Below are 22,303 nucleotides of genomic sequence, written 5' to 3' on the forward strand. Positions count from 1 at the left end.
CGAGGCTTGCCCGCGAAGAGGCCAGTGGCCTAAGCGCTGACCTTGAGCCCAACCAACCCGGCAACGATCAACGCCACACTGGCCAACCGCACCAGCGCCATCGATTCCCCAAACAGAATGATCCCGGCGATCACCGTACCCACGGCACCCACGCCGGTCCAGATCGCATAGGCCGTACCCAGCGGCAATTCCTTCATGGCCAGACCCAGCAAGCCAAGGCTGATCGCCATGGCGGCAACGGTGAGGGCGGTGGGGAGAGGGCGGCTGAAGCCGTCGGTGTATTTGAGGCCAACGGCCCAGCCGACTTCGAACAGGCCGGCGAAAAACAGAATGATCCAGGACATGCAAACCTCCATCGATTGACGGGGTCGTCCCCAGATTAATGACTCGTCAGAGCTGCGAGGTCGTCCTCGCGTTGCGCCATAGAGTGCCCAGCATTAATCCGGGGATCAAGTTTTCGGATCAGTCAGTGGCCTGCTGACCGGCAATTTCACCCTCGTCTTTCTCGCTCATGCGGCGGAAATAGGTGGAGAGCAGGGCGCCGGAAATGTTGTGCCAGACGCTGAACAACGCACTCGGCACCGCCGCCAGCGGCGAGAAGTGTGCGCTGGCCAGCGCAGCACCAAGACCGGAGTTCTGCATGCCGACTTCCAGGGCCAGGGATTTGCGCTGGGCCAGCGGCAGCTTGAACAGGCGGCCGGTGAAGTAACCCAGCAGATAACCGAAGCTGTTGTGCAGCATCACCACGGCCATGATCAACAGACCGGATTCGGCGATCTTCGCCTGGCTGGCGGCCACCACGGCGGCGACGATGATCACGATGCTCACCACCGACACCAGCGGCAGCACGTCCACCGCATGGCGAACGCGAGCACCGAGCAGGCGCTGGGCCACGACACCCAGCACGATCGGCAGCAGTACCACCTGCAGGATCGACCAGAACAACTCCATGAACGACACCGGCAGCCAGGCCGACGCCAGCAGCCAGATCAGCGCCGGGGTCAGCACCGGGGCGAGCAGGGTGGTCACCGCCGCGATGGCCACCGACAGCGCCAGATCACCACGGGCCAGCCAGGTCATCACGTTCGACGAGGTGCCGCTCGGGCAGCAGCCGACCAGAATCACGCCGACGGCGATTTCCGGCGGCAAATGGAAAGCCTGGCAGAGCAACCACGCCACGCCGGGCATGATCACGAAATGCGCCACCACGCCCAGGGCCACGCGCCACGGGTGTCGGGCGACTGCGGCGAAGTCTTCGAGTTTGAGCGTCAGGCCCATGCCGAACATCACCACGCCCAGCAGCGGCACGATGGCGCCCTTGAGGCCGATGAACCAGGCCGGTAGCAGAAACGCCACGACGGCGAAAATCAGAACCCAGTAAGCGAAGGTATTGCCGACGAAACGGCTCAGTGCTGCCAATGCACGCATGGCTTGATCCTTGTTATGTGAAAAGCGTTAGGGAGCTAAGCATACGCTGCTCACAAAAAAAGATCGCAGCCTGCGGCAGCTCCTACAGGGAAATGCGAATCCCATGCAGGAGCTGCCGAAGGCTGCGATCTTTTAAAACAGCCGCCGATCAAGGGTTGATCAGATACCCTGCGGCGTCTCCTCACCACCCAACGCCTCAATCAGCGCCGGCAGGAAATCGCCAAAGGTCAGCATCATCAGGGTGAAGCTGGCATCCAGCTGCCCCAGAGCCTCGTCGCCACCGTCCTGTTCGGCCTGGTCTTGCAGCAGGTCTTCGAACTTCAGGCGCTTGACCACCATCTTGTCGTCGAGCACGAAGGACAGCTTGTCCTGCCAGGCCAGTGACAGTTGAGTGACTACTTTGCCGGTGCTCAGGTGCAGCTGGATTTCTTCGCTGGTCAGGTCCTGGCGCTTGCAGCGCACGATGCCGCCGTCTTCGTGGGTGTCGCGCAGTTCGCACTCGTCCAGCACGAAGAAGTCGTTCGCGGCCTGCTGGGTGGTGACCCACTCGGTCATGGTCGCGGTCGGGGCCATTTTCACGGTCAGCGGACGTACCGGCAGGGTGCCGATCACTTCACGCAGGGTCGACAGCAGGTCTTCGGCGCGTTTCGGGCTGGCCGAGTTGACCAGGATCAGGCCCTGTTTCGGCGCGATGGCGGCGAAGGTCGAGGAACGACGGATAAAGGCGCGCGGCAGGAAAGCCTGGATGATTTCATCCTTGATCTGGTCGCGTTCCTTTTTATAGACCTTGCGCATTTGCTCGGCTTCGATCTCGTCGACCTTTTCCTTTACCGCGTCACGCACCACGCTACCCGGCAGGATGCGTTCTTCCTTGCGCGCGCTGATCAGCAGGAAATCACCGCTGACATTCACCAGGGGCGCATCTTCGCCCTTGCCGAAGGGGGCGACGAAACCGTAGGTGGTCAACTCCTGGCTTGCACATGGGCGCGCCAGTTTGGTGGCCAGTGCAGATTCCAACCCCTGGGCATCAACAGGCAGATCTTGGGTCAGGCGATAGATAAGCAGGTTCTTGAACCACATGGGGTGACTCTCTCCTTTATACAAAGGGGGGCATTATTGTCTTCGCCGTGCCATAGGCCAACCCTTCTCTAAGCCTTTGGAAGGCATGAAAAAATTAATTGAAAAAGTGCTTGCCAGAGGTAGGGTCGCTCCGTAGAATACGCGCCACACCGAACGTGAAGGGTGATTAGCTCAGCTGGGAGAGCGTCTGCCTTACAAGCAGAATGTCGGCGGTTCGATCCCGTCATCACCCACCATTCGCATTCAGTGTTACGCGCAGCGGTAGTTCAGTCGGTTAGAATACCGGCCTGTCACGCCGGGGGTCGCGGGTTCGAGTCCCGTCCGCTGCGCCATATTCGGTAACCTGGAACACTGAACGCCAGGTCACCACACGGAAAGCCCGCCTAGTGCGGGCTTTTTGCTGTCTGGAATTCGATAAATCTGTAGGAGCGAGCATGCTCGCTCCCACAGAGTCAGGCGCGGTGCATTTACTGCTCGGCATTACGCGCATGCCGGTAATCGCTCACAGCCTCATACACCGCCTTGCGCAGCCGATTGATCCCGCCAATGGGCCGATGCGCCTCTATGCCGAACCATGGGTTGAACGACAGATTGTCGCATTGCAGGTTCTGCGCCGGTGAATCGAAGTCCTGCGCCGGCAATGTGATTCGCGCAACCGTCTCGAACGGCGCATCACTCTCACGCCATTCAATGCTGGTGTCCTCGATCGGCATGTACTTGTTCGCGTCCTGGCGCTGGATCTGCAGCACGAAGCAGGCGGGCGTGCGGTCTGTGGATAACTGCTGATTCAACGCACTGCGCAAAAAGTTCGGCAGCTTGTGATTCTGCGCCGGCAGCGTGTAGGCCGGGCAGCTGTCAGGGTCGGGCATCACCCGGAACTTCGCATTGGCCTCGCCGAACTTGTAGGGCGACACCGAAAAGTAGGTGGTCCGGGTCGGGCTGTCCGGGGCAGGGGAGAGCGTGGCCAGGGCGATAAACAGATGACGGACCTGCCAGCTGCGCGGGTCCCAGCCCGGAAAGAACGCCATGATCTTCTTGCCATCGGCCTGCGCCGCGACGTTCTGACGATACTCGGCCACATCGCTGACGAAGAAGTTCGGATGACTGAACATCACGAAATCCTGCTCGTGACGCGCAGGTTGATCGCTCAGTAGCTGCTTGCCCGGCACATCGTGCAGCTTGATCGCCATGCCCCGGGCATCGCGGATGCTGTCGAACTGCGGGTAGGCGTTGCCGTTGGACAGGCGCAAGGTCGCCTGCCAGATTTTCCCCGGTTCACTGAACACCCCCTGGCGCATCTCGGCCGCCAGATCCGGCAGCACCTGCACCTGCGCCTTCACGCAGCCGTGGGCCTTGGCATGGGCATCGCGCAGATAGCGGGTGTTTTCCCTGTGCTGATCGACGATGCGCACGGCGGTCTGAATGATTCCCTGGGTCATCTCCGCCTCACCCTCGGGAATCAGTTCCTGGGCTGACACCGGTCCGCGGTGTTGCCAGGCGAACCACGCCGTTGCCAACGCCCAGCCCAGCAATCCAAGCCCCAGCAGCCAGAGCAGCGTCTTGCCGAGAAAGGCGCCCAGGCGCAGCCAGAGGGACTTCAACATGCGGTCATCCTTTTGCAGCGTATTAAAGGTCACGGCAATTGCGACTCGAGCGGGCCACCGAGCACTTTCAGGTACTCCATCAGCGCCCAGCGCTCCTGCGGTTCCAGCAGACGGCCGATCACGCCGTTGCCGAGCTTGCCGGCGCGGAACTCGTGACCGCTGTTGTGATTGCCGCTGATGCGCGTGTCGAACACAAAGCCGTTGGTGAAGGCTTCCGTGCGATAGCCCAGATGCAGCGGATCGTATTCGAGGGTGCCCGTGTAGAACGTGGTCGCGCGTTCATCCTGCGGCGAGAGCAGTTGATAAATGCTCGGCACCGAACCGTTGTGCAGAAACGGCGCGGTGGCCCACACGCCGGCCAGCGGTCTAGCCTTGTACGCGCGCAGTTCGCGGACACCGATCGGCAGGCCGAAGCCGTCCATGTCCGGGCGCTCGGCCGGGGTAACTCCCGCGTCGCGATAGGCGCGGTTCTCCACGAAAGCCGTGACGTAAGCCAGACCCTTGGCCACCGACATCTGGCTCAGGTCCAGCGGCGCGGTGGGCTTGGGCTCGACGTCCAGGTTTGCCAGTTCCTGCTGATTCCATTGCAGCGCCGTCAGGTCATAGCGATGGTTGGCGATGTTGTCGGCGGCATTCGGATCGGTACCGATGTGTTCCACCGGAATCATTTTCAGGTGCTGTACGTAGCGCCCTTCACCCTGGGTCACGGGCGGGACGTGGCAGCCGGCGCAGTTTTCGCTGAACAGGGCGCGGCCTTTGGCGGCCAGGGGCTTGTCGATGGCGCCCAGCAGCGCTTCCGGCCAGGCAGGTGGTTCCAGGCGTTGCAGGGTTTGTTCGATCAGGTGCAAGTCGCGCACACGAACGCTGGACGGGTAACGGTCATCGCCCGTCAGCGGCTGTCTGTTCTTGTCGAAGAAATCAAGCGTGGCGCCCACGCCCAGCGCTTCACCGACATTGCGCGCCATGGGTTGCTTGGCCGAGCCATTCCATTGCACCCATTCGAATGTCCACATGTCCCACAGTTGCGGATAGTCCACCGGGGCGTTGGCCACGCGATAGTTGGCCGGGGAAATGGCGTCGCCGAAGGTGGCGTTGGCGATGCGGCCGAACGCGTCGGTGCGTCCCGGGCCTTCTTCTGTCGGGTAGAGCCCGCGGTGGGTGTCGTTCCAGGCGACTTTCAGGAAGGTATCCAGGGAGTGTTTGAATTGCTTGCGCAGTTGCTCATGGCGCGCGTCGTAGTCGGAGCCCAGGACCTTGCGGGCGAAACGCTCGAATTTCCAGGGGTTGTAGTAAGTCGACACCAGGCTTGCGACCAAAGCCTGTCCGAAACTGCCACCTTTCAATGTCGGGACACTGGAAGGCAAAACGTGCTGCGCGGTACCGCCGTCGATCCGCACCGCCTGACCTTTGAAACGCAGCTCGCCGGTGTGGCAGGCGGCGCAAGTAATATCCAGAAATGTATCCGTGCTGCCGGGATTCTGATGGCGCGCGAAGCCGACCGGCAAATTTCCCGGGTTGTTTTCTGTAGGCTTTTGGCTGGGGTCGATCAGGAAACCGAAACGAGCCAGATACTCCGGCGCGGCAAAACGGTTCTGCGAGAACGGCAATTCGAGCGCCGTGAACCAGTCATAACGCAAGCCTTTGACCTGCGTGCCCTGAGGGGTGAAGTAATAGGTCTGGCGGTCGTCCGCGCTCCACTGATCCAGGTAATGCACCTGCTGGGGCGGGGTCCAGAGCGGTAGCTTGGGGTTGGCGACGTAATACAGGATCACCGCCAGAGCAACGCCAAGCAGAACTGCGATCAGAATCAGCAAGCGGAAGAAGAGGCGCAAGATGAACATCCTTGTCGATTTATTCTTCCGTTATGCCTGAGCACAAGTTGAGCGGCAAGTGGCCATCACGCCAGATTGGCGGGTTGCGAAACTTTTCCTGTCAGAGTCAGATGACAGAAGTTTCATCATCTACACTGCGAAAAGCGTTTAAACACCTGAACTTATCGCAAATATACGTCTCTTATGCCGGTAGCCATTGGTCGTGGCCGCCTGATAAGCTCGCGACTTTACTCGATTGCCCTTATAGGCGAATGAACAAGGAAATAGCATGAAACAGCATCGGTTGGCGGCGGCGGTGGCCCTGGTTAGCCTGGTACTCGCGGGTTGCGACTCGCAAACCAGCGTAGAGCTCAAAACCCCGGCGCAAAAAGCTTCCTACGGCATTGGCCTGAACATGGGCAAGAGCCTGGCTCAGGAAGGCATGGATGATCTGGATTCCAAAGCTGTAGCCCAGGGCATCGAAGACGCCGTCGGCAAGAAAGAGCAGAAGCTCAAGGACGAAGAACTGGTCGAAGCCTTCGCCGCACTGCAAAAGCGTGCCGAAGAGCGCATGGCCAAGATGAGTGAAGAGTCGGCAGCCGCCGGCAAGAAATTCCTCGAAGAAAACGGCAAGAAAGCAGGTGTCGTGACCACCGCTTCCGGCCTGCAATACGAAGTTGAAAAGAAAGCCGATGGTCCTCAGCCCAAGCCGACTGACGTAGTGACCGTTCACTACACCGGCAAGCTGACCAATGGCACCGTTTTCGACAGCTCCGTCGAGCGCGGCAGCCCGATCGATCTGCCGGTCAGCGGTGTGATCCCGGGTTGGGTCGAAGGCCTGCAACTGATGCACGTTGGCGAGAAATACAAGCTGTACATTCCAAGCGAACTGGCTTACGGCGCACAGAGCCCAAGCCCGGCAATCCCGGCCAACTCGGTGCTGGTGTTCGACCTGGAACTGCTGGCGATCAAAGATCCAAGCAAAGAAGAAGTCGCCAAGTAATAGGCGCCTGCTTCAAAACAACGCCTCGCTCATGCGGGGCGTTGTTGTATCTGACGTTAGGCAAAGGTAAACAAAACGAACAGATGCTGTAGGCTGAAGTCCTAGCCAATGTAGGACCGGTTAACCGCGTCTGACCGTCAAGTCAATGAAATATTGGGGTTTTTTTGATGAGTAAAAAACGCCCGATCTAAGCTCAGCCCTTATGCTGCGGGGCTTTCAGCCGTGAAATGCAGCTCTGTTCACAAGGTTATCCACAATTTGTGTGGATAACATTTCAGCGGGAGGATCCCATGAAAGCACCCTGGAATTTTGCTCGTTTCCTGCCATTGGCCGGACGCCTGCTGGCACGTGGGCGCTTGCCGACCCTGCTGTTCGCCGTGGCCGCCAAGGGCGCAAGCCAAGGTAATCGGCTGGGTAAGCTCAAGGACGATCTGCGCCTGTTGCAGGCACTTTGCCTTGCCTACTGGCGTGGCGAGTATCGGGCGATCAGTCCCAAGGCGATCGTTTCGGTGGTGGCGGGGCTGATGTACTTCCTCAGTCCCGTGGATGCGATTCCGGATTTCCTGCCCATGTTCGGCATGCTCGATGACATCGCCGTACTGGGTTGGCTGATGAAAGTCCTGGACGATGAACTCACAGCCTTTCGCCTCTGGCGCAAACGCCAGTCGCCGGAAAAGCTCGTAGTCGTGGAACGCCTGCCTGCAACTCCCGAACAACTTCAGCTTCAGGGGCCGAAAAAGCGCTAAGTTGCTCAACCCTGATCCAGATATAGATACTCCCCGCGACCTTAGCCGCTGTTAGGATTACACTTCTAGGGAAAAGTGCCGACTCGCTAAGTGTTTTTGTCCTACGGGGTAGTCATGGATATTCAGATAATTACACGCGAAGGCGAACCCGAATATGCGGTTCTGCCGTGGGCTCAGTATCAGGCGTTACTCAAGGCAGCAGGCATCAACGAAACACCGTCGCATCCGGCTGCTGCACCGGCTCCGCAGTCGACGACCCAGGACCCGATTCTTCCAGGTCTTGATCAATTACGCAGTTTGCGCGAAGGGAAGGGCATCGCCATTGAGGCGCTCGCCCGCACGGTAGGCATCAGCCCGTCATATCTGGCCATGATCGAAAGTGGCGAGCGTCAGCCCGACGCCGCGATTCGTCGCAGTCTGGCCTGGGAAATGACGGTGCCGGGGTGGAGGGAAGAATCGTGAGCGTACGCATCAGTCGTCAACACTGGGACGGATTGCTGGGCGAGCTGGATCAGGCGCGCCGTCAGCGTCACCTCCTGACTTATCGGGCGCTGCTTGAGCGTTTGCAGCTGCCCACGCCGGCCATGCAGACCCTGACCGCCGCGCTGGAGCATCTGGCGGCGCTGGACGCCCGGGCCGAACAGCCATTGCGCAGTTCGCTGGTGATCAGCCAGGGCGCCAGTCGTTTGCCGCGCACCGGCTTCTTTGAATGTGTCGAGCGCCTGGGGCGGTTTTCCGGGCCGTCCGACGGGGTCGCTGCGGCGTCCTGGCATGCCTCGGAGGTGGTGCGGGTGTTCGAGTACGAGTACCCCGAATCGGCGGAGGCCTGAGTGTTTCTGCGACTCAAGGCGCGGGTCGGTTACTGGCTGGCGCGCCGGCTGTTTCATTGGCCATGGTTCGTACGACAGCCCCGTGTCTGGAGTTGGATGGAAGGCCAGTTCGCGCGCATGGCGAACCTGGGCGATGTCGACGCCCAGAGCTTCTATGGCCACATCCTGACCTTTCGCGGCGTCGGCCTGGGCGCCCGGGAAGAAGGCATTCGCCTGCTGCGCCTGGCGGCATTGGCCGGCGATGGCAAGGCGGCCTACCAGGTAGGGGTGATCAGCCTCGCCGGCAGCCCCAGCAAGGCGCCCGATCCCGTTGAAGCGGCACGCTTCTGGAGCATTGCGGTCAAGGCCGGGCATCCGTTGGCGCAGATCAAACTCGAAGAACTGGCTGCCCGGGACTCGATGAAGTAACGGCGATTGCTCTGAATGATCTGTGGGATTTGGGCGGATTCCTACGAACCGTTTGCGCTTTGGCGAATTGCCCTACGCGATCTTCATCCCTGTCTGACTTCTTTTCCCTCTGAATGCCAGCAAAGTCCGTCGCGCTCGGCGTCGTAGGAGGTTTCCTTCAAGTTGTAGCGAAGTTCATGAACTGGTGGAGCGTGATGCTCGACGATAGCCTTTGGGATGTCACTGCACATTCAGTGGCAGGGTGTGGAAGCCCTCTATCGTTAGGCGCATCAAGTGCCGCCAGTTCGGCGTTCTATCGTCGATGTTTCATGGTGGCTGTGCGCGGGGCGCTTTCGAGCGCGCCGGGTGCCTAACGTCCCGGTCTTCCACACCTGTGCACAGCCGCCACCCATTGCGTGGAAGCGATGGTGGGCGTCATCCATCTCTACGTTAGGAATAAATCGATGAAAACACTGACTCCCGATCCACCCTACGAAAAGCCAAGCCCCAACCCCGACAACCGCTACATGGCCATGACCGGCAACTGCAACGACATGCCCACGCTGTTCGTCGACACCCACGCGCCGCTCGATGCCCTGATGGACGCGGCCAGCTATCGAATCCGTGCCGTGACGGAGGTCCTGGAGAATCTCTCCATGCGCGGCTCGATCGAATGCGAATCCTTCATCCTCAGCGACTTTGCCCTGCTGCTCGCCATTCCGTTGCGCGATGGGTGTGATGTGCTGGATGTGGTGAGGCGGCGGTTGCGGCGGATGGCTACCGAGTAGTTAGAGCCGGATGTTTGTGTCGATTGAACCGGCCTCTTCGCGGGCAAGCCTCGCTCCCACAGGGACCGAGTGAAGCCTGTGACAGCGCAATACCTGTGGGAGCGGGCTTGCCCGCGAAAAGGCCGGCACATCCAGCATCAAAATGCCTGACACTCCACAAACCCTGTAGGAGCAAGGCTTGCCCGCGAAGGCGTCAGGCCGGTCAGCGATGCCCTTCCAGCGCCTCAACCTCACGCACCGACGCCACCAGGCTATCAATCACATGCACGCTGAAACCCGGCACATTCTTGGCGTGATGCTTGGCCTGGGAAGCCATTTCCGCCAGTTGGCTGGCATCGATCGTGGTGCAGGTATCGGGGTGCAAATGCACCACGCCGATGGACAGGGACAACAGTGGAAACTCCTGGCGCACGCCCTGGCGGTTGGGGGCGATGAAGCAGCCGGCTTCGAGGTGTTCGCTGCGGTAGAAGCGCCGGCACTGGCCCTGGAAGTCCTCCAGCAGCTGGTTCAAACGTTTGCGCCAATCCTCCGGACCGAGCACCAGCAGGAAATCATCACCTCCGATATGGCCGACGAAATCCCGGGACGGGTCGACGCGGTCGTTCAGGCACTGCGCCAGGCACAGCAGCACTTCGTCGCCTCGTCCGTAACCGTAGATGTCGTTGAAGGGCTTGAAGCTGTCGATGTCGACGTAGCAGATCACCGACTCCCTTTGCTGTTGCAGCAGCCGCGTCAGGCATTGCTGGATCGGCACGTTGCCCGGCAGCAGGGTCAGGGGGTTGGCGTAGCGGGCCTGCTGGATCTTCAGTTCGGTGATCAGCTTGAGCACATCGATTACCCGGCCAAGGCCCAGATAGCCGCCGTTGAGGGTGATGATGAAATCTTCTTCGATACGCTGCCGGGCGCGGCTGGTGATCAGGCGGCTGACCTGTTGCAGCGACTGGCTCATCTCGACGGCCAAAAAGTCATCGCTCATCAAACGGCTGATGGGCTTGCGGGCGAACAGGTCGGTGGCAAACGGCTTGAGCAGGGCATCCGAGAGTGAATGCCGATGGACGATGCCACAGGGCTGGCCGTGCTCGTCCAGCACCGCCAGCGAGTTCAGGTTGGCCTGGCGGCGGAAGGCTTCCAGCACGGTCGCCGTCGGCGTATCGCGGCCCACGGCGGGCTGATCGTTGAGCAGGGCGCTGAGGTCGCTGGCTTCTTCGCTCAGGACCACTGAGGTGTTGTCCTGCCTCGGCATCAGGCTGCGCGCATCCCGTGATGGATGTTCCTGGGGGCGGCAGAGCAGATAACCCTGGACCAGATCGACGCCCATTTCCGTCAGCACCGCCAGTTCTTCCGGCAATTCGATGCCTTCGGCGATCACCTGCGCCCGTGACGCCTTGGCGATCTGCAGGATCGAGCCGACGAATTCGCGCTTGAGCGCATCCTGATGAATGCCGTCGATGAAATGCCGGTCGATCTTCACGTAATCCGGGCGCAATTCGGACCACAGGCGCAGGCTCGAATAGCCCGCACCGAGGTCGTCCAGCGCAATGGAAAACCCCATCGCCCGGTAGTGATGCAGCGCGTTTTGCAGCAACTGGAAGTCGTCGATCGGCGTCTGTTCGGTGAGTTCGATGACCACCTGACTCGGCGGAATCCCGTAGTCCTGCAGCAGTTGCAGGGTCCGGCCGGGCTGATGCGACGACTCGAGCAGGGATTCGGGCGACACGTTGAGGAACAGTTTGCCGGGCAGTTGCTGTTCGCTGAAACGGCGGCAGGCGGTCTGTCGGCAGGCGATTTCCAGTTCGCTCAGGCGACCGGCCTGGCGGGCGACGGCGAACAGGGCGATGGGGGAATGCAGCGGGCTGTTGGACGGGCCGCGGCTCAGGGCTTCGTAGCCCAGAATCTGTCGTTCAGAGAGGCTGATGATCGGCTGGAACAGGCTGTGCAAACCGCCTTGAGTCAGAATTGAGCTCAACGCACTCAGCTGTTCGGTTGTGGTCATGGCGTTCTCTGGCGATAAAAAAAGGACCGGGCGGGCTCTTGTTAAGAGAGCATGCCCAGTCCTTTATTTCACGACAGGATGATGACTGTTTGATGACGATCCGGGGAGCGTCAGCACTAAATTGCCATCATCTCAGTGCTTGGCCACCGCCGTGTTGAGTTTCAGGTAGTCCAGCAGGATACGCCCGGTTTCGCTCAGGTAGGCGTCGTCTTCCGGTTTGACCTTGTCCGGCTCGGCCGCCGCGGCGTCTTCGTCTTCCTTCTTCAGCTCTTTGAGCGGCTCTTCGCCCTTGGCCTTGCGACGGATATTTTCCATGGCCAGTTGCTTGGCTTCGATGTCGGCGTGTTGCGCACGACGCTCGGCTTCATTGAGGCTGACGGTTTTTTCCGACATCAGCTTTTGCGCCAGGGCCAGCTTGTCGCGGATGAACACGAATTCCGCGTCCTTGGCCGTACGCACGTCATGCTCGGACTTGAGTTGAGTGATGTACGGCTTGAACGGGTCGACCGCAGGCTTGATCGCCGCCTTGATGGTGTCCCATGGCATGGCTTCCGGCAGGGCGCTTTCGCCGATTTCCTTAGTGTCGATGATCGACGGGTAATCGATGTCCGGCAGTACGCCCTGGTGCTGGGTGCTCTGGCCGGATACGCGGTAGAACTTGGCCAGGGTCAGTTTCAGCTCGCCATGGTTCAGCGGCTGGATGGTCTGAACGGTGCCCTTGCCGAAGGTCTGGCCGCCGATGATCAGTGCGCGGTGGTAGTCCTGCATGGCGCCGGCAAAAATCTCCGAAGCCGAGGCGGACAGGCGGTTGACCAGCAACGCCATCGGGCCTTTGTAGAAGGCGCCCGGGTTTTCATCTTCGAGTACGTCGACACGGCCGTCGGCGTTACGCACCAGCACGGTCGGGCCCTTGTCGATGAACAGGCTGGTCAGCTCGGTGGCTTCCTGCAGGGAGCCGCCGCCGTTGTTGCGCAGGTCGATGACCACGCCGTCGACTTTCTCTTTCTGCAGTTCGGTCAGCAGCTTCTTCACATCGCGAGTGGTGCTCTTGTAGTCCGGATCACCGGCGCGGAACGCCTTGAAGTCCAGATAGAAGGCCGGGATCTCGATGATGCCGAGCTTGTAGTCCTTGCCATCCTGCTTGAGGTTGAGCACCGACTTCTGCACGGCCTGGTCTTCGAGCTTCACCGCTTCGCGAGTGATCGGCACGATCTTGCTGGTCTGGTCGTTCGGCGCGTTGCTGGCCGGAATCACTTCCAGGCGCACCACGGTGCCTTTCGGACCACGGATCAGCTTGACCACTTCGTCCAGGCGCCAGCCCACCACGTCGACCATTTCTTTGTTGCCCTGGGCAACGCCGATGATCTTGTCGGCCGGGGCGACCAGTTTGGTCTTGTCCGCCGGGCCTGCCGGCACCAGGCGCACGATCTTCACTTGATCGTTGTCGCTCTGCAGCACGGCACCGATCCCTTCCAGGGACAGGCTCATGTTGATGTCGAAGTTTTCCGCATTATCCGGCGACAGATAGTTGGTGTGCGGATCGTAGGACATGGCGAAGGTGTTGATGTACGCCTGGAAGATGTCCTCGGCACGGGTCTGGTCCAGTCGCGCCAGCTGGTTCTTGTAGCGCTTGATCAGCGTTTCCTGGATCTGCTTGGGATCCTTGCCGGCGATCTTCTGCCGCAGAACCTCGTCCTTGACGCGCTTGCGCCACAGGTCGTCGAGTTCAGCGGTGGACTTGAGCCAAGGGGCGTCCTTGCGGTCGATCAGCAAGGTTTCCCTGGTGGTGAAGTCGATCTTGTCGACGCCTTTGTTCAGCTCGGCAAGGGCGAAGTCCAGACGCGCTTTTACGCGGTCCAGATAGCGCTTGTAGATGGTGAACCCGGCGTTGAGGTCGCCGCTCTTGAGGAAGTCGTCGAACTGGGTCTTCCACTTGTCGAATTCGGCGATGTCGCTGGCCATGAAATAGCTGCGCGACGGATCGAGCAATTTCAGGTAGCTGTCGTAAATGATGACCGAGCGCGCATCGTCCAGCGGCGGCTTGCTGTAGTGGTGGCGCTTGAGCAGTTCCACGACATTCAGACTGGCGATGACTTCGTCACGATCGGGTTGGAGCTTGTCCCAACTGTTGGCTGCAAAGGAGCTGCTCGACAACGGCAGCAGGCCGATACCGATGAAAAGGGCGAGGGCAGTGCTGGGGAACAAACGCTTCATGTTGATTCGACGCGGGGACAATTGATAACGCATATTAGGCCGTCTTTGAAGTCGCCGGTTCCACAAGAGCCGGTCGCATAATGCAAAAAGCCCGGCGCTAGCGCTTCGGGCTCAGTCCAGACTCACTATGGAGGCACTGTGAAAGCATTGCAAGGCGTTGACGGTCAAGTGGCGTGGGTAGAACAGCCCGCTCCTGCATGCGATGCAGGGCAAGTTCGTATTCGAGTGGCGGCCGCGGGACTCAATCGCGCCGATTTGTTGCAGAAGGCCGGTCTGTATCCACCGCCACCGGGTGCCAGCGAGGTGCTCGGTCTAGAGTGTTCGGGGGTGATCAGCGAGGTCGGGCCGGGCTCTTCCTGGCAGGTGGGCGATCGGGTTTGCGCCTTGCTGGCCGGGGGCGGGATGGCCGAAGAGGTGGTCGTCGACGGACGGCACGTGCTGCCGGTTCCCGACGAAATGACGCTGGCCGAAGCCGCTGCGGTGCCGGAAGTCTATGCGACGGTGTGGCTGAATCTGTTTCAACTGGCGGCGCTCAAACCGGGCGAGAAAGTATTGCTGCATGCCGGGGCAAGTGGCATCGGTTCAGCCGCCATTCAGCTGTGCAAGGCGTTTGGCAACCCGTGCTGGGTGAGTGTCGGCTCTGCCGAGCGCCTGGCCTATTGCGAAGCGCTCGGCGCCCAGGGCGGCGTGGTGCGCACGGATGATATGGAGGCACTGCGCGGGCTGGGGCCGTTCGATGTGATTCTCGACCCGGTGGGTGGTCATTATGCGGCGCTGAACGTGAAGCTGCTGGCTGGTGACGGGCGCTGGGTGCTGATCGGGTTGATGGGGGGGCGCGAGGCCAAGCTGGATTTGGCGCAGATTCTGTCCAAGCGCGTGCAACTGCTGGGCTCGACCTTGCGTAGCCGCAGTGATCAGTTCAAGGCGGATCTGTTCAGTGATCTGAGCCAGCATGTGTGGCCGTTGTTTGCTGAAAAGCGCTTGAGTCCGCAACTGGCCAAAACCTTCCCGATTGAAGAGGCCGATGCGGCGTTTGCCGAGTTGGCGAGCAATACGGTGGCGGGGAAGGTGGTGTTGGTGATTGATTCGAGTCTGGGCTGACACCGTCAGAAGCTGTGGGCAAAAAACTGTGGGAGCGGGCTTGCCCGCGATGGCGTCAGTCAGGCCGACATTGATGTTGGATGTACCGGCCTCTTCGCGGGCAAGCCCGCTCCCACAGGGTTTAGTGTTTCCACAGGGTTTTGTAATAGCTATTTCCAGAGATGGATCGGCCAGCCCGCCTTCTCGGCCTGCTCACGCAGCGTCGGGTCAGGGTTGACCACGTGCGGGTAGTCCACCTTCTGCAACAGCGGCAAATCATTGCGTGAGTCGGAGTAGAAGCTCGCGCCCTCAAGGTTTTCTTCTTCGGCATCCAGCCATTCCAGCAACCGGGTGATTTTGCCTTCGCGGTAGGTCAGGGTGCCGACGGTCTTGCCAGTGTAAAAACCGTTTACCACTTCCAGATCGATCCCCAGGATTTCGTCGATGCCCAACCGTTCGGCGATCGGGGCGACCAGGTGCACGCCCGAGGCCGAGATCACCAGGATGCGGTCGCCGGCCTTGCGATGGGCGGCGATGGTCTTGGTGGCGTCGCTGAAGATGATCGGTTCGATGAAGTCTTCCACCCAGGGGCCGACCAGGTGCTCGACCTCTGCTGGTGTGCGGCCGATCAAGGGTTCCAGGCTGAAGGCCATGTAGTCCTCCATCGCCAGATGTCCTCTGCCGTAGGCATCCATCAGTTCCTTGTCGCGACGCAGGAAGGATTCGCCGTCGACCCAGCCGAGGCGGACCATCTGTTCGCTCCACAACGAGGCGCAGTCGCCGTGGATCAGGGTTTCGTCCAGATCAAAAATTGCCAGGGACATGGGGGGCTCTCGGTGAGAGCAGCTTCAAGCTGTGAGCTTCAAGCTGCAAGAATGGGATGAGTTGCCGAGCAGTGTACGACTTGAAGCTTGAAGCTTGAAGCTTGAAGCTTGCAGCTGCTCTCAAGCCACCTCACGCAGGGCTGTCGGATCGATGGAAAGCGCCAGGCGCTGACCATCGGGATGCAGATCGGCGCCCGAGCGGTTGAGCACGTCCACCACCAATTCCACGCCCCGGGCCTCGACCCGATAGCGGATCACGTTGCCCAGCAGGCTGTGGCTGCGCACCTGAGCGTCCAGCTCGCCGTTGAGGCTCAGCTGGATCGCCTCCGGGCGAATCGCGATGCGGTGGTTGATCGGCCGCTGCAACAGCTTCGATGCGCTCTCGGCGTCCAGCAGGTTGTAGTTGCCGATGAAGCCGGCGGCGAACACATCCACCGGGGCGGTGTAGAGGGTTTCGGCGTCGCCGCTTTGTACGATTTTTCCCTGATTCATCAGAAAAATCCGGTCGGACATGGTCAGGGCTTCTTCCTGATCGTGTGTGACGAAAATCGTGGTCAGGCCGAGTTCGCGCTGGATCTGACGGATCTGCTCGCGCAGGTGCTTGCGAATCCGCGCATCCAGCGCCGACAGCGGCTCATCCAGCAGCAACAGCCGCGGGCGGGTTACCAGCGAGCGAGCGAGGGCGACGCGCTGGCACTGGCCGCCGGACATCTGATGGGGATAGCGGGTGGCAAAGTCCTGCAGCTCCACCAATCGCAGCACTTCGGCCACGCGTTTCTGGCTGTCGTCGGCGTTGACCTTCTGCATGCGCAGACCGAAGGCGACGTTTTGCTCCACGGTCATGTTGGGGAACAGCGCATAGCTCTGGAACACCATGCCGATCCCGCGCTTCTGCGGGCTCAGGGGCACGATGTCGACACCGTCGAGGAGGATCTTGCCACCGTCCACCGGCGTCAGCCCGGCGATGCAGCGCAGCAGCGTGGATTTACCGCAGCCGGACGGGCCGAGCAGGGTGACGAACTCGCCTTTCTGGATCTCGCAGTTGATGTCGCTGAACACCGTGGTGCCGGCGTAATTCTTTTGCAGATGTTGGACGCTGACATAGCTCATTCGCTTTTGTCCTTGTTCAAGATATTGGCCGCCCAGGTCATGACCAGTACGAAAAAGAAGTAGGAAATCACCAGCGCACTGGTGAAGTGGCCGCTGCTGTTGCGCATGTTGTTGAGGTAGACCTGCAGGGTTTCGTAACGGGTGCCGACGAGGATGTTGGCGAACACGAACTCGCCGAACAGGAACGAGAACGACAGCAGCAGCGCCACCATCAGGCCCTTGCGCAGGTTCGGCAGCACCACCAGGATCGCAGCCTGAAAGGTGCTGGCGCCGAGCAGTTGGGCGGCGTCCATCAGGTCGCGCAGATTGATCGCCTGCAGGTTGTTGGTGATCGCCCGGTACATGAAGGGCAGCGCCACGGTGAAGTAGCAACCGATCAGGATCCATGGCGTACCGACCATGGCGAACGGCCCCGAACCGTAGAGCTGCAGCAGGCCCACCGACGACACCACCGGCGGCACCGCGAAGGGCAGCAGGATCAGTATGTTCATCAGCGCATCGAGTTTCGGGAAGTGGTAATGCACCACGAACAACAGCGGCAGAATCAGCACCACCGACAGGATCAGCGCGCCGATGCACACCAGCAGCGACTGGCCGAAAGCGTGGAGAAAACGCGGATCGCTCCACAGCTGCACATACCATTTGATACTGAAGCCGCTGGGCAGGATGGTGGCCGACCAGCTGCTGGAGATCGAATAGATGAAGGTGCCGAGTAGCGGCAGCAACAGGATGGCGAACAGCAGATAGACCACGACCCGGTGATAGACAGCGACTGGGCCCGATTCAGCGCGAGACATGGTAGCTCCTCTTCAACAGCAACTGATGCACGACGGTCACCAGGGTCATCAACGCCACCAGCACCACGGCCAGGGCGCTGGCCAGGTTAGGGTCCAGGGAGATGTCGCCCGAGACCATCGCCGCGATCCGGATCGGCAGCACGTTGAAGTTGCCGGTGGTCAGGGCGTACACCGTGGCGTACGCGCCGAGGGCGTTGGCCAGCAGGATCACGAAGGTGCCGAGCAGTGCCGGGGTCAGCACCGGCAGGCCGATGTGCCGCCAGAACTGCCAGCCGCTGGCGCCCAGCAGTTCGGCGGATTCGCGCCAGTCTTCACGCAGGGCATCGAAGGCCGGGTAGAGCAGCAGCACGCCCAGGGGAATCTGGAAATAGGTGTAGAGAATGATCAGCCCGGTCTTCGAATACAGGTTGAAGTCCTGAATCAGACCGGCCTGCTTGAGCATGATGGTGAAGCTGCCGTTGAAGCCCAGCAGGATGATGAACGCGAACGCCAGGGGCACGCCGGCGAAGTTGCTGGTCATGTTGGCGAAGGCGTTGACGAAGTTGCGCAGCTTCGAGTCGACCCGGCGCAGGGAGTAAGCGCCGAGCACCGCGATGATGATGCCGAACACGCTGGACCAGAAACTGATCTCGAGGCTGTACTGGATCGCCTGCAGATAGAACTTCGAGCTGAAGATTTTGGTGAAGTTGGCCAGGCCCCAGCCGAATTCTTCCGATTCCAGGCTGTTGATCATCACCCACAGCAGCGGGGCGATTTCGAACACGAAAAAGAACAGGGCGAATGGCACCAGGCACAAGGCCGCCAGCCATTTGCCGCGAGTCATGGCATTCACTTGAGCAGCTCCCGGCACACGGGTTTGTCGTGGGGCGCGCCCAGCAGTTCGCAGACGGTGCCGCAGATGTCGGTCTGTTTCGGCGCCGCCCCGGCATCGAGGCTGAAGGCGTCGCCGAAGACGAACAGCGGCACTTCACGCTCTTCAGGCAGCAGGCCGTTGTGGGAGCGATCGTTGTTCATGCCGTGGTCGGCGGTCACCAGCACCTGGTAACCGGCGTCGAGCCAGCCTTGCAGGTAGTCGGCGATGATGATGTCCGCCGAGCGCGCGCTGTTGCGGTACTGCGGCGTGTCGAGGCCGTGCTTGTGCCCGGCGTCGTCGATGTTCATGGGGTGAATCAGCAGGAAGTTCGGCGCATGGCGCAGGCGCAAGTTTTCCGCGTCGGCGAACAGGTGCGAGTCAGGGTAATGATCGTTCCAGTAGAAATGCCCGTGCTGGATCGGCAGTTGCGGATCGTCGGTGTGGCGATCCCGGGCTGCCACGAACGGCGAGCGGTTATACAGCTCGCTGACCCAGTGGTAGGCCGCCGCAGCGGTTTTCAGGCCGGCGTCGGTGGCGTAGTGATAAATGCTGCGCTGGTTGGACAGGCGCGAAACGTTGTTGTGCACGATGCCGCTCTCGATCGGCGGCACGCCGGTGAGGATGCATTCGTACAGCGGTCGGGACAGGGCCGGCAATGCGCACTCCAGTTTGTAGAGCGCTGCGCGTCCCGCGCCGACATAAGCCTGCAGGTGCCCCATGGCGTGACGGGCGACCTCATGGTTGAGGCCGTCGAGCACGACAAGGATGACGTTGTGCTTCATAGGGGCAAACACTCCGCGAACATTAAGGAATCGAAACCTGTAGGAGCGAAGCTTGCTCGCGTAGGCGGACTTGCAATCAACACAAATGTTGAATGTCAGTCCCTCTTCGCGGGCAAGCCTCGCTCCTACAGATGAAGCATTACTTCATCTCGACAATGACTTCTTCGTTCCACTTCTGAGGCAGTGCCTTGGAGGTCTTCTCCCACGCATCCGCGTCCTTGATCGGCGTAACTTTCTTGTACTGCTCGTTCGGCAGCAGCTTGTCCTTGATGTCGGCTGGCAGGGTGATGTGCTCGGCGCGGATCGGACGGGCGTTGCCCTTGGCCAGGTTGATCTGCCCGGCGTCGCTGAAGATGTATTCGCGGGTCAGCTTGGCGGCGTTGGGGTTCTTGGCGTATTTGTTGATGATGGTGGTGTAGCCGGAAATCACCGAGCCATCGGACGGGATCAGCACCACGTAGTCATCCGGGTTGGCCATCTTGGCCTTGTAGCTCAGGCCGTTGAAGTCCCAGACCACACCGACTTCGATCTCGCCTTTTTCCATGGTGGCGATGGTCGGGTTGGCCATCGACAGGCGACCCTGCTTGGCGATGTCGGCGAACAGCAGCAGTGCCGGTTGCAGGTTCTTCTCGTCGCCACCGTTGGCCAGTGCGGCGGCCAGAACGCCGTTGGCTGCCTGGGCCGCGGTGCTCACGTCACCGATGGACACCTTGTACTTGCCGCCCTTGAGGTCAGCCCACTTGGTTGGCACTTCGGAACCGTGCAGCAGCTTCTTGTTGACGATGAAAGCGATGGTGCCGGTGTAGGCCAGTGCCCAGTTGCCGTCCTTGTCCTTGGCCCAGTCCGGAACCTGATCCCAGGTGGTCGGCTTGTAAGGTTGCACCACGCCCTGCTTAACCGCGATCGGGCCGAAGGCGGCACCGACGTCGCCGATGTCGGCGCTGGCGTTGTCTTTTTCCGCAGCGAACTTGGCGATTTCCTGAGCCGAGCTCATGTCGGTGTCGATGTGTTTGAGGCCGTATTTCTTGGCCAGGTCTTCCCAGGTGCCTTTCCAGTTGGCCCAGTCATCGGGCATGCCGACGCTGTTGACGGCGCCTTCCGCTTTCGCAGCGGCTTCCAGGGTTTTCAAATCGTCTGCCGCCATGGCGGCGGTGCACATGGCAATGGTCGAGCCTAACAGTGATGCCAGGAAAAACTTTTTCATTCCAAAGCTCCTTGGGTCGTGTTCAACGCTGCGATTGCGGTTTGTGGTTGGTCTAGGTCAGCAATACCTGAGCCAATCTAAGGGCCCTCGATGACACTTTGATGTCGTTCGTCGCCCGGATCGGCGTTTATTTGCCCGGCACTGGCGGGTGTCCGGTAAGCGTAGACCATCGGCAAACCCCCGCTGTGCAAGGGGCCTGGCCGATTAATTGCAAGCTTTGACGCGCAGTGAACGCACGACCGTTCGGTTGTTTGTCACATCACAGTCATCTGCACTGCCTACGCTTGCAGGATGTTCAAAAAGCCCGTTTTTCGCGTGGTGCTGCCCCGCAACGGTGCTGGTCTAGTCCAGATAGGTAACATTGATGCGTGATGAGGCAACAAAAGCGGTGACCGCCATTGGCCAGGTGTTGCAGGAGCAACTCGATCACGGCTTGCTGGCGCCGGGCAGCAAATTGCCGGCCGAGCGCAAGCTCAGTGAATTGTTCGGGACGACGCGGATCACGGTGCGCGAGGCTTTGTTGCAGTTGGAGTCTCAGGGGCAGATCTATCGCGAAGAGCGCCGTGGCTGGTTCGTCTCGCCGCCGCGCCTGGCTTACAACCTGATGCAGCGCAGCCACTTTCACGCCATGGTCAGTGCCCAGGGGCGAGTGCCCTCCACCGAGGTGATTTCTGCGCGCTTGCAGCCGGCATCGGCGGCGGTCTGCGCCTGGTTGCAGTTGCCGGCGCTGTCGAGCGTGATCCAGATCTGCCGCTCACGGCGCATCGATGGGCGGCTGGTGCTGTACGTCGAGCACTACCTGAACCCGCAGTATTTCCCGGGAATTCTAGAGCTCGATCTGAATCAGTCGATCACCGAGCTGTATGCGCGGCACTACGACCTGCATTACGGGCGGGTGCGCTTCGAGATCGTGCCGACGGCCTTGTCGGTGGACGCGGCCGCGGCGTTACGGGTGTCGGTGGGCAGTCCGGGGTTGCGCATTGCCCGGGTCAATTACGATCAGCACGAACGGCTGATCGACTGCGATCTGGAGTTCTGGCGGCATGATGCGATTCATGTCGGGGTGGATGTGGTCTGATTTTCTGTAGGAGCTGTCGAACGAAGCGAGGCTGCGATCATCGATTTTCAACCCAGGAGAGACATCTTCGACAACAAGTAGAAAAATCCTACAGCTAAGGCGCTAAGACATAGAGACGGATCCTACGCGCGATATAGACATTTCCCATATCCACCCCTCGTTACTTTTTGAGAGCTTTTCGAGCGCTCAAACAGGGTGGAAATGAAGCCTCCCTGAACTTTCCAGGGAGGTTTCAACTTGAACAATCCATTGCCCATCTTCTTCGACCACACCCGCCACAAACTCTGGGTCGAGAACCTCGACACCCCACTCGACATCCTCGCCTTCGACGGCCAGGAACACCTCAGCCAACCCTTCCTCTACCACATCGAATTCACCAGCACTGAACAGGACCTGGCCGCCGAACAACTGCTCGGCAGGCAAGCCCGCTTCAGCCTGCACCCGCCACCCACCAACCGGCCGGTGTTCGCCTGGGAGAAGCCGCGCGAGATCAAACCCCTGCGCACCCTGCACGGCGTGATCACTGGCCTGCAACGCCTGTCCGCCTCCCGCGACGAAGCGCGCTACCAAGTCACCCTGCAACCCCGTCTGGCCCTGCTCGACAAGGGTCGGCAATACCGCATCTACCAGCACAAGTCGGTGCCGGAAATCGTCGAGCATGTTTTGCGCAGCCGCCATGGTTTCGCCTATC

Annotated in this window: 22 protein-coding genes and 2 tRNA genes; 11 read left to right on the forward strand and 13 right to left on the reverse strand. The window is 60.5% G+C overall.

Going from position 1 to position 22,303, the window contains the following annotated elements:
• Positions 1-29 precede the first annotated feature (29 nt).
• The 3 genes from sugE to rdgC form a co-directional block, all read right to left on the reverse strand.
• Positions 30-344, reverse strand: coding sequence for a quaternary ammonium compound efflux SMR transporter SugE (gene sugE / locus HNO86_RS22745; RefSeq protein ID WP_110964267.1), 315 nt, complete (start codon positions 342-344; stop codon positions 30-32).
• 118 nt (positions 345-462) lie between these two features.
• Positions 463-1,428: a bile acid:sodium symporter family protein gene (locus tag HNO86_RS22750; protein WP_175379179.1), complete on the reverse strand. Its 966-nt coding sequence runs from the start codon at positions 1,426-1,428 to the stop codon at positions 463-465.
• Positions 1,429-1,587: 159 nt separating this feature from the next.
• Complete coding sequence (rdgC, locus tag HNO86_RS22755) at positions 1,588-2,508, reverse strand: recombination-associated protein RdgC (RefSeq protein ID WP_175379180.1); 921 nt, start codon at positions 2,506-2,508, stop codon at positions 1,588-1,590.
• Between the two features lie 160 nt (positions 2,509-2,668).
• Here rdgC and HNO86_RS22760 point away from each other — a divergent pair.
• Both HNO86_RS22760 and HNO86_RS22765 read left to right on the forward strand, forming a co-directional pair.
• A tRNA-Val gene (locus HNO86_RS22760) sits at positions 2,669-2,744 on the forward strand.
• Positions 2,745-2,763: 19 nt separating this feature from the next.
• Positions 2,764-2,840, forward strand: a tRNA-Asp gene (locus HNO86_RS22765).
• A 135-nt stretch (positions 2,841-2,975) separates the two neighbouring features.
• On the opposite strand, the gene HNO86_RS22770 is transcribed toward HNO86_RS22765, so the two are convergent.
• The gene (locus tag HNO86_RS22770; RefSeq protein ID WP_175379181.1) at positions 2,976-4,112 is read right to left on the reverse strand and encodes a catalase family protein; all 1,137 of its coding nucleotides are present in this window, start codon (positions 4,110-4,112) and stop codon (positions 2,976-2,978) included.
• A 29-nt stretch (positions 4,113-4,141) separates the two neighbouring features.
• Entirely contained in the window at positions 4,142-5,944 is a 1,803-nt protein-coding gene (locus tag HNO86_RS22775) for a di-heme-cytochrome C peroxidase (RefSeq protein ID WP_175379182.1), read from the reverse strand.
• Positions 5,945-6,212: 268 nt separating this feature from the next.
• Here HNO86_RS22775 and HNO86_RS22780 point away from each other — a divergent pair, with 268 nt between their 5' ends.
• The 6 genes from HNO86_RS22780 to HNO86_RS22805 all read left to right on the forward strand — a co-directional run bounded on the left by HNO86_RS22780 (position 6,213) and on the right by HNO86_RS22805 (position 9,677).
• Complete coding sequence (locus tag HNO86_RS22780; protein WP_175379183.1) at positions 6,213-6,926, forward strand: FKBP-type peptidyl-prolyl cis-trans isomerase; 714 nt, start codon at positions 6,213-6,215, stop codon at positions 6,924-6,926.
• A 290-nt stretch (positions 6,927-7,216) separates the two neighbouring features.
• Entirely contained in the window at positions 7,217-7,672 is a 456-nt protein-coding gene (locus HNO86_RS22785; protein WP_175379184.1) for a YkvA family protein, read from the forward strand.
• Between the two features lie 114 nt (positions 7,673-7,786).
• Positions 7,787-8,134, forward strand: a complete 348-nt coding sequence (locus HNO86_RS22790) for a helix-turn-helix domain-containing protein (protein ID WP_175379185.1) — start codon at positions 7,787-7,789, stop codon at positions 8,132-8,134.
• Entirely contained in the window at positions 8,131-8,502 is a 372-nt protein-coding gene (locus HNO86_RS22795; protein ID WP_007898892.1) for a hypothetical protein, read from the forward strand. Before HNO86_RS22790 ends, HNO86_RS22795 begins: the two co-directional genes overlap by 4 nt.
• A complete protein-coding gene (locus tag HNO86_RS22800; RefSeq protein WP_175379186.1) occupies positions 8,503-8,910 on the forward strand; it encodes a sel1 repeat family protein in 408 nt (135 codons plus the stop codon).
• A 443-nt stretch (positions 8,911-9,353) separates the two neighbouring features.
• Positions 9,354-9,677 carry a hypothetical protein gene (locus tag HNO86_RS22805; RefSeq protein ID WP_175379187.1) on the forward strand — a complete coding sequence of 108 codons (324 nt, stop codon included), beginning with the start codon at positions 9,354-9,356 and terminating at the stop codon, positions 9,675-9,677.
• Positions 9,678-9,879: 202 nt separating this feature from the next.
• Here HNO86_RS22805 and HNO86_RS22810 read toward each other — a convergent pair whose 3' ends face one another.
• Positions 9,880-11,670, reverse strand: coding sequence for a bifunctional diguanylate cyclase/phosphodiesterase (locus HNO86_RS22810; RefSeq protein WP_175379188.1), 1,791 nt, complete (start codon positions 11,668-11,670; stop codon positions 9,880-9,882).
• 132 nt (positions 11,671-11,802) lie between these two features.
• Entirely contained in the window at positions 11,803-13,884 is a 2,082-nt protein-coding gene (locus HNO86_RS22815) for a carboxy terminal-processing peptidase (protein WP_175379189.1), read from the reverse strand.
• 138 nt (positions 13,885-14,022) lie between these two features.
• On the opposite strand from HNO86_RS22815, the gene HNO86_RS22820 reads away from it, so the two are divergent.
• Positions 14,023-14,985 carry a zinc-binding dehydrogenase gene (locus HNO86_RS22820; protein WP_175379190.1) on the forward strand — a complete coding sequence of 321 codons (963 nt, stop codon included), beginning with the start codon at positions 14,023-14,025 and terminating at the stop codon, positions 14,983-14,985.
• Between the two features lie 149 nt (positions 14,986-15,134).
• Here HNO86_RS22820 and HNO86_RS22825 read toward each other — a convergent pair whose 3' ends face one another.
• From HNO86_RS22825 to HNO86_RS22850, 6 genes are all read right to left on the reverse strand, one after another.
• Positions 15,135-15,788, reverse strand: a complete 654-nt coding sequence (locus HNO86_RS22825; protein ID WP_175379191.1) for an HAD family phosphatase — start codon at positions 15,786-15,788, stop codon at positions 15,135-15,137.
• Between the two features lie 120 nt (positions 15,789-15,908).
• On the reverse strand, positions 15,909-16,898 hold the full coding sequence (locus tag HNO86_RS22830; protein WP_175379192.1) for an ABC transporter ATP-binding protein: 990 nt from the start codon (positions 16,896-16,898) through the stop codon (positions 15,909-15,911).
• Positions 16,895-17,695: an ABC transporter permease gene (locus HNO86_RS22835; RefSeq protein ID WP_175379193.1), complete on the reverse strand. Its 801-nt coding sequence runs from the start codon at positions 17,693-17,695 to the stop codon at positions 16,895-16,897. Before HNO86_RS22835 ends, HNO86_RS22830 begins: the two co-directional genes overlap by 4 nt.
• Positions 17,682-18,518 (reverse strand): ABC transporter permease subunit, encoded by an 837-nt coding sequence (locus HNO86_RS22840; RefSeq protein WP_175379198.1) that lies wholly within the window; start codon positions 18,516-18,518, stop codon positions 17,682-17,684. Before HNO86_RS22840 ends, HNO86_RS22835 begins: the two co-directional genes overlap by 14 nt.
• A 5-nt stretch (positions 18,519-18,523) precedes the next feature.
• Positions 18,524-19,330: an alkaline phosphatase family protein gene (locus HNO86_RS22845; protein ID WP_175379194.1), complete on the reverse strand. Its 807-nt coding sequence runs from the start codon at positions 19,328-19,330 to the stop codon at positions 18,524-18,526.
• A gap of 139 nt (positions 19,331-19,469) precedes the next feature.
• Entirely contained in the window at positions 19,470-20,534 is a 1,065-nt protein-coding gene (locus HNO86_RS22850) for an ABC transporter substrate-binding protein (RefSeq protein WP_175379195.1), read from the reverse strand.
• 364 nt (positions 20,535-20,898) lie between these two features.
• On the opposite strand from HNO86_RS22850, the gene HNO86_RS22855 reads away from it, so the two are divergent.
• On the forward strand, positions 20,899-21,612 hold the full coding sequence (locus HNO86_RS22855; protein ID WP_175379196.1) for a UTRA domain-containing protein: 714 nt from the start codon (positions 20,899-20,901) through the stop codon (positions 21,610-21,612).
• Between the two features lie 237 nt (positions 21,613-21,849).
• A partial coding sequence (locus HNO86_RS22860) for a contractile injection system protein, VgrG/Pvc8 family (protein WP_256672724.1) occupies positions 21,850-22,303 on the forward strand: 454 nt, incomplete at its 3' end.

Origin of the sequence: Pseudomonas sp. C1C7, assembly GCF_013359595.1 — a bacterium.
Taxonomy (GTDB): domain Bacteria; phylum Pseudomonadota; class Gammaproteobacteria; order Pseudomonadales; family Pseudomonadaceae; genus Aquipseudomonas.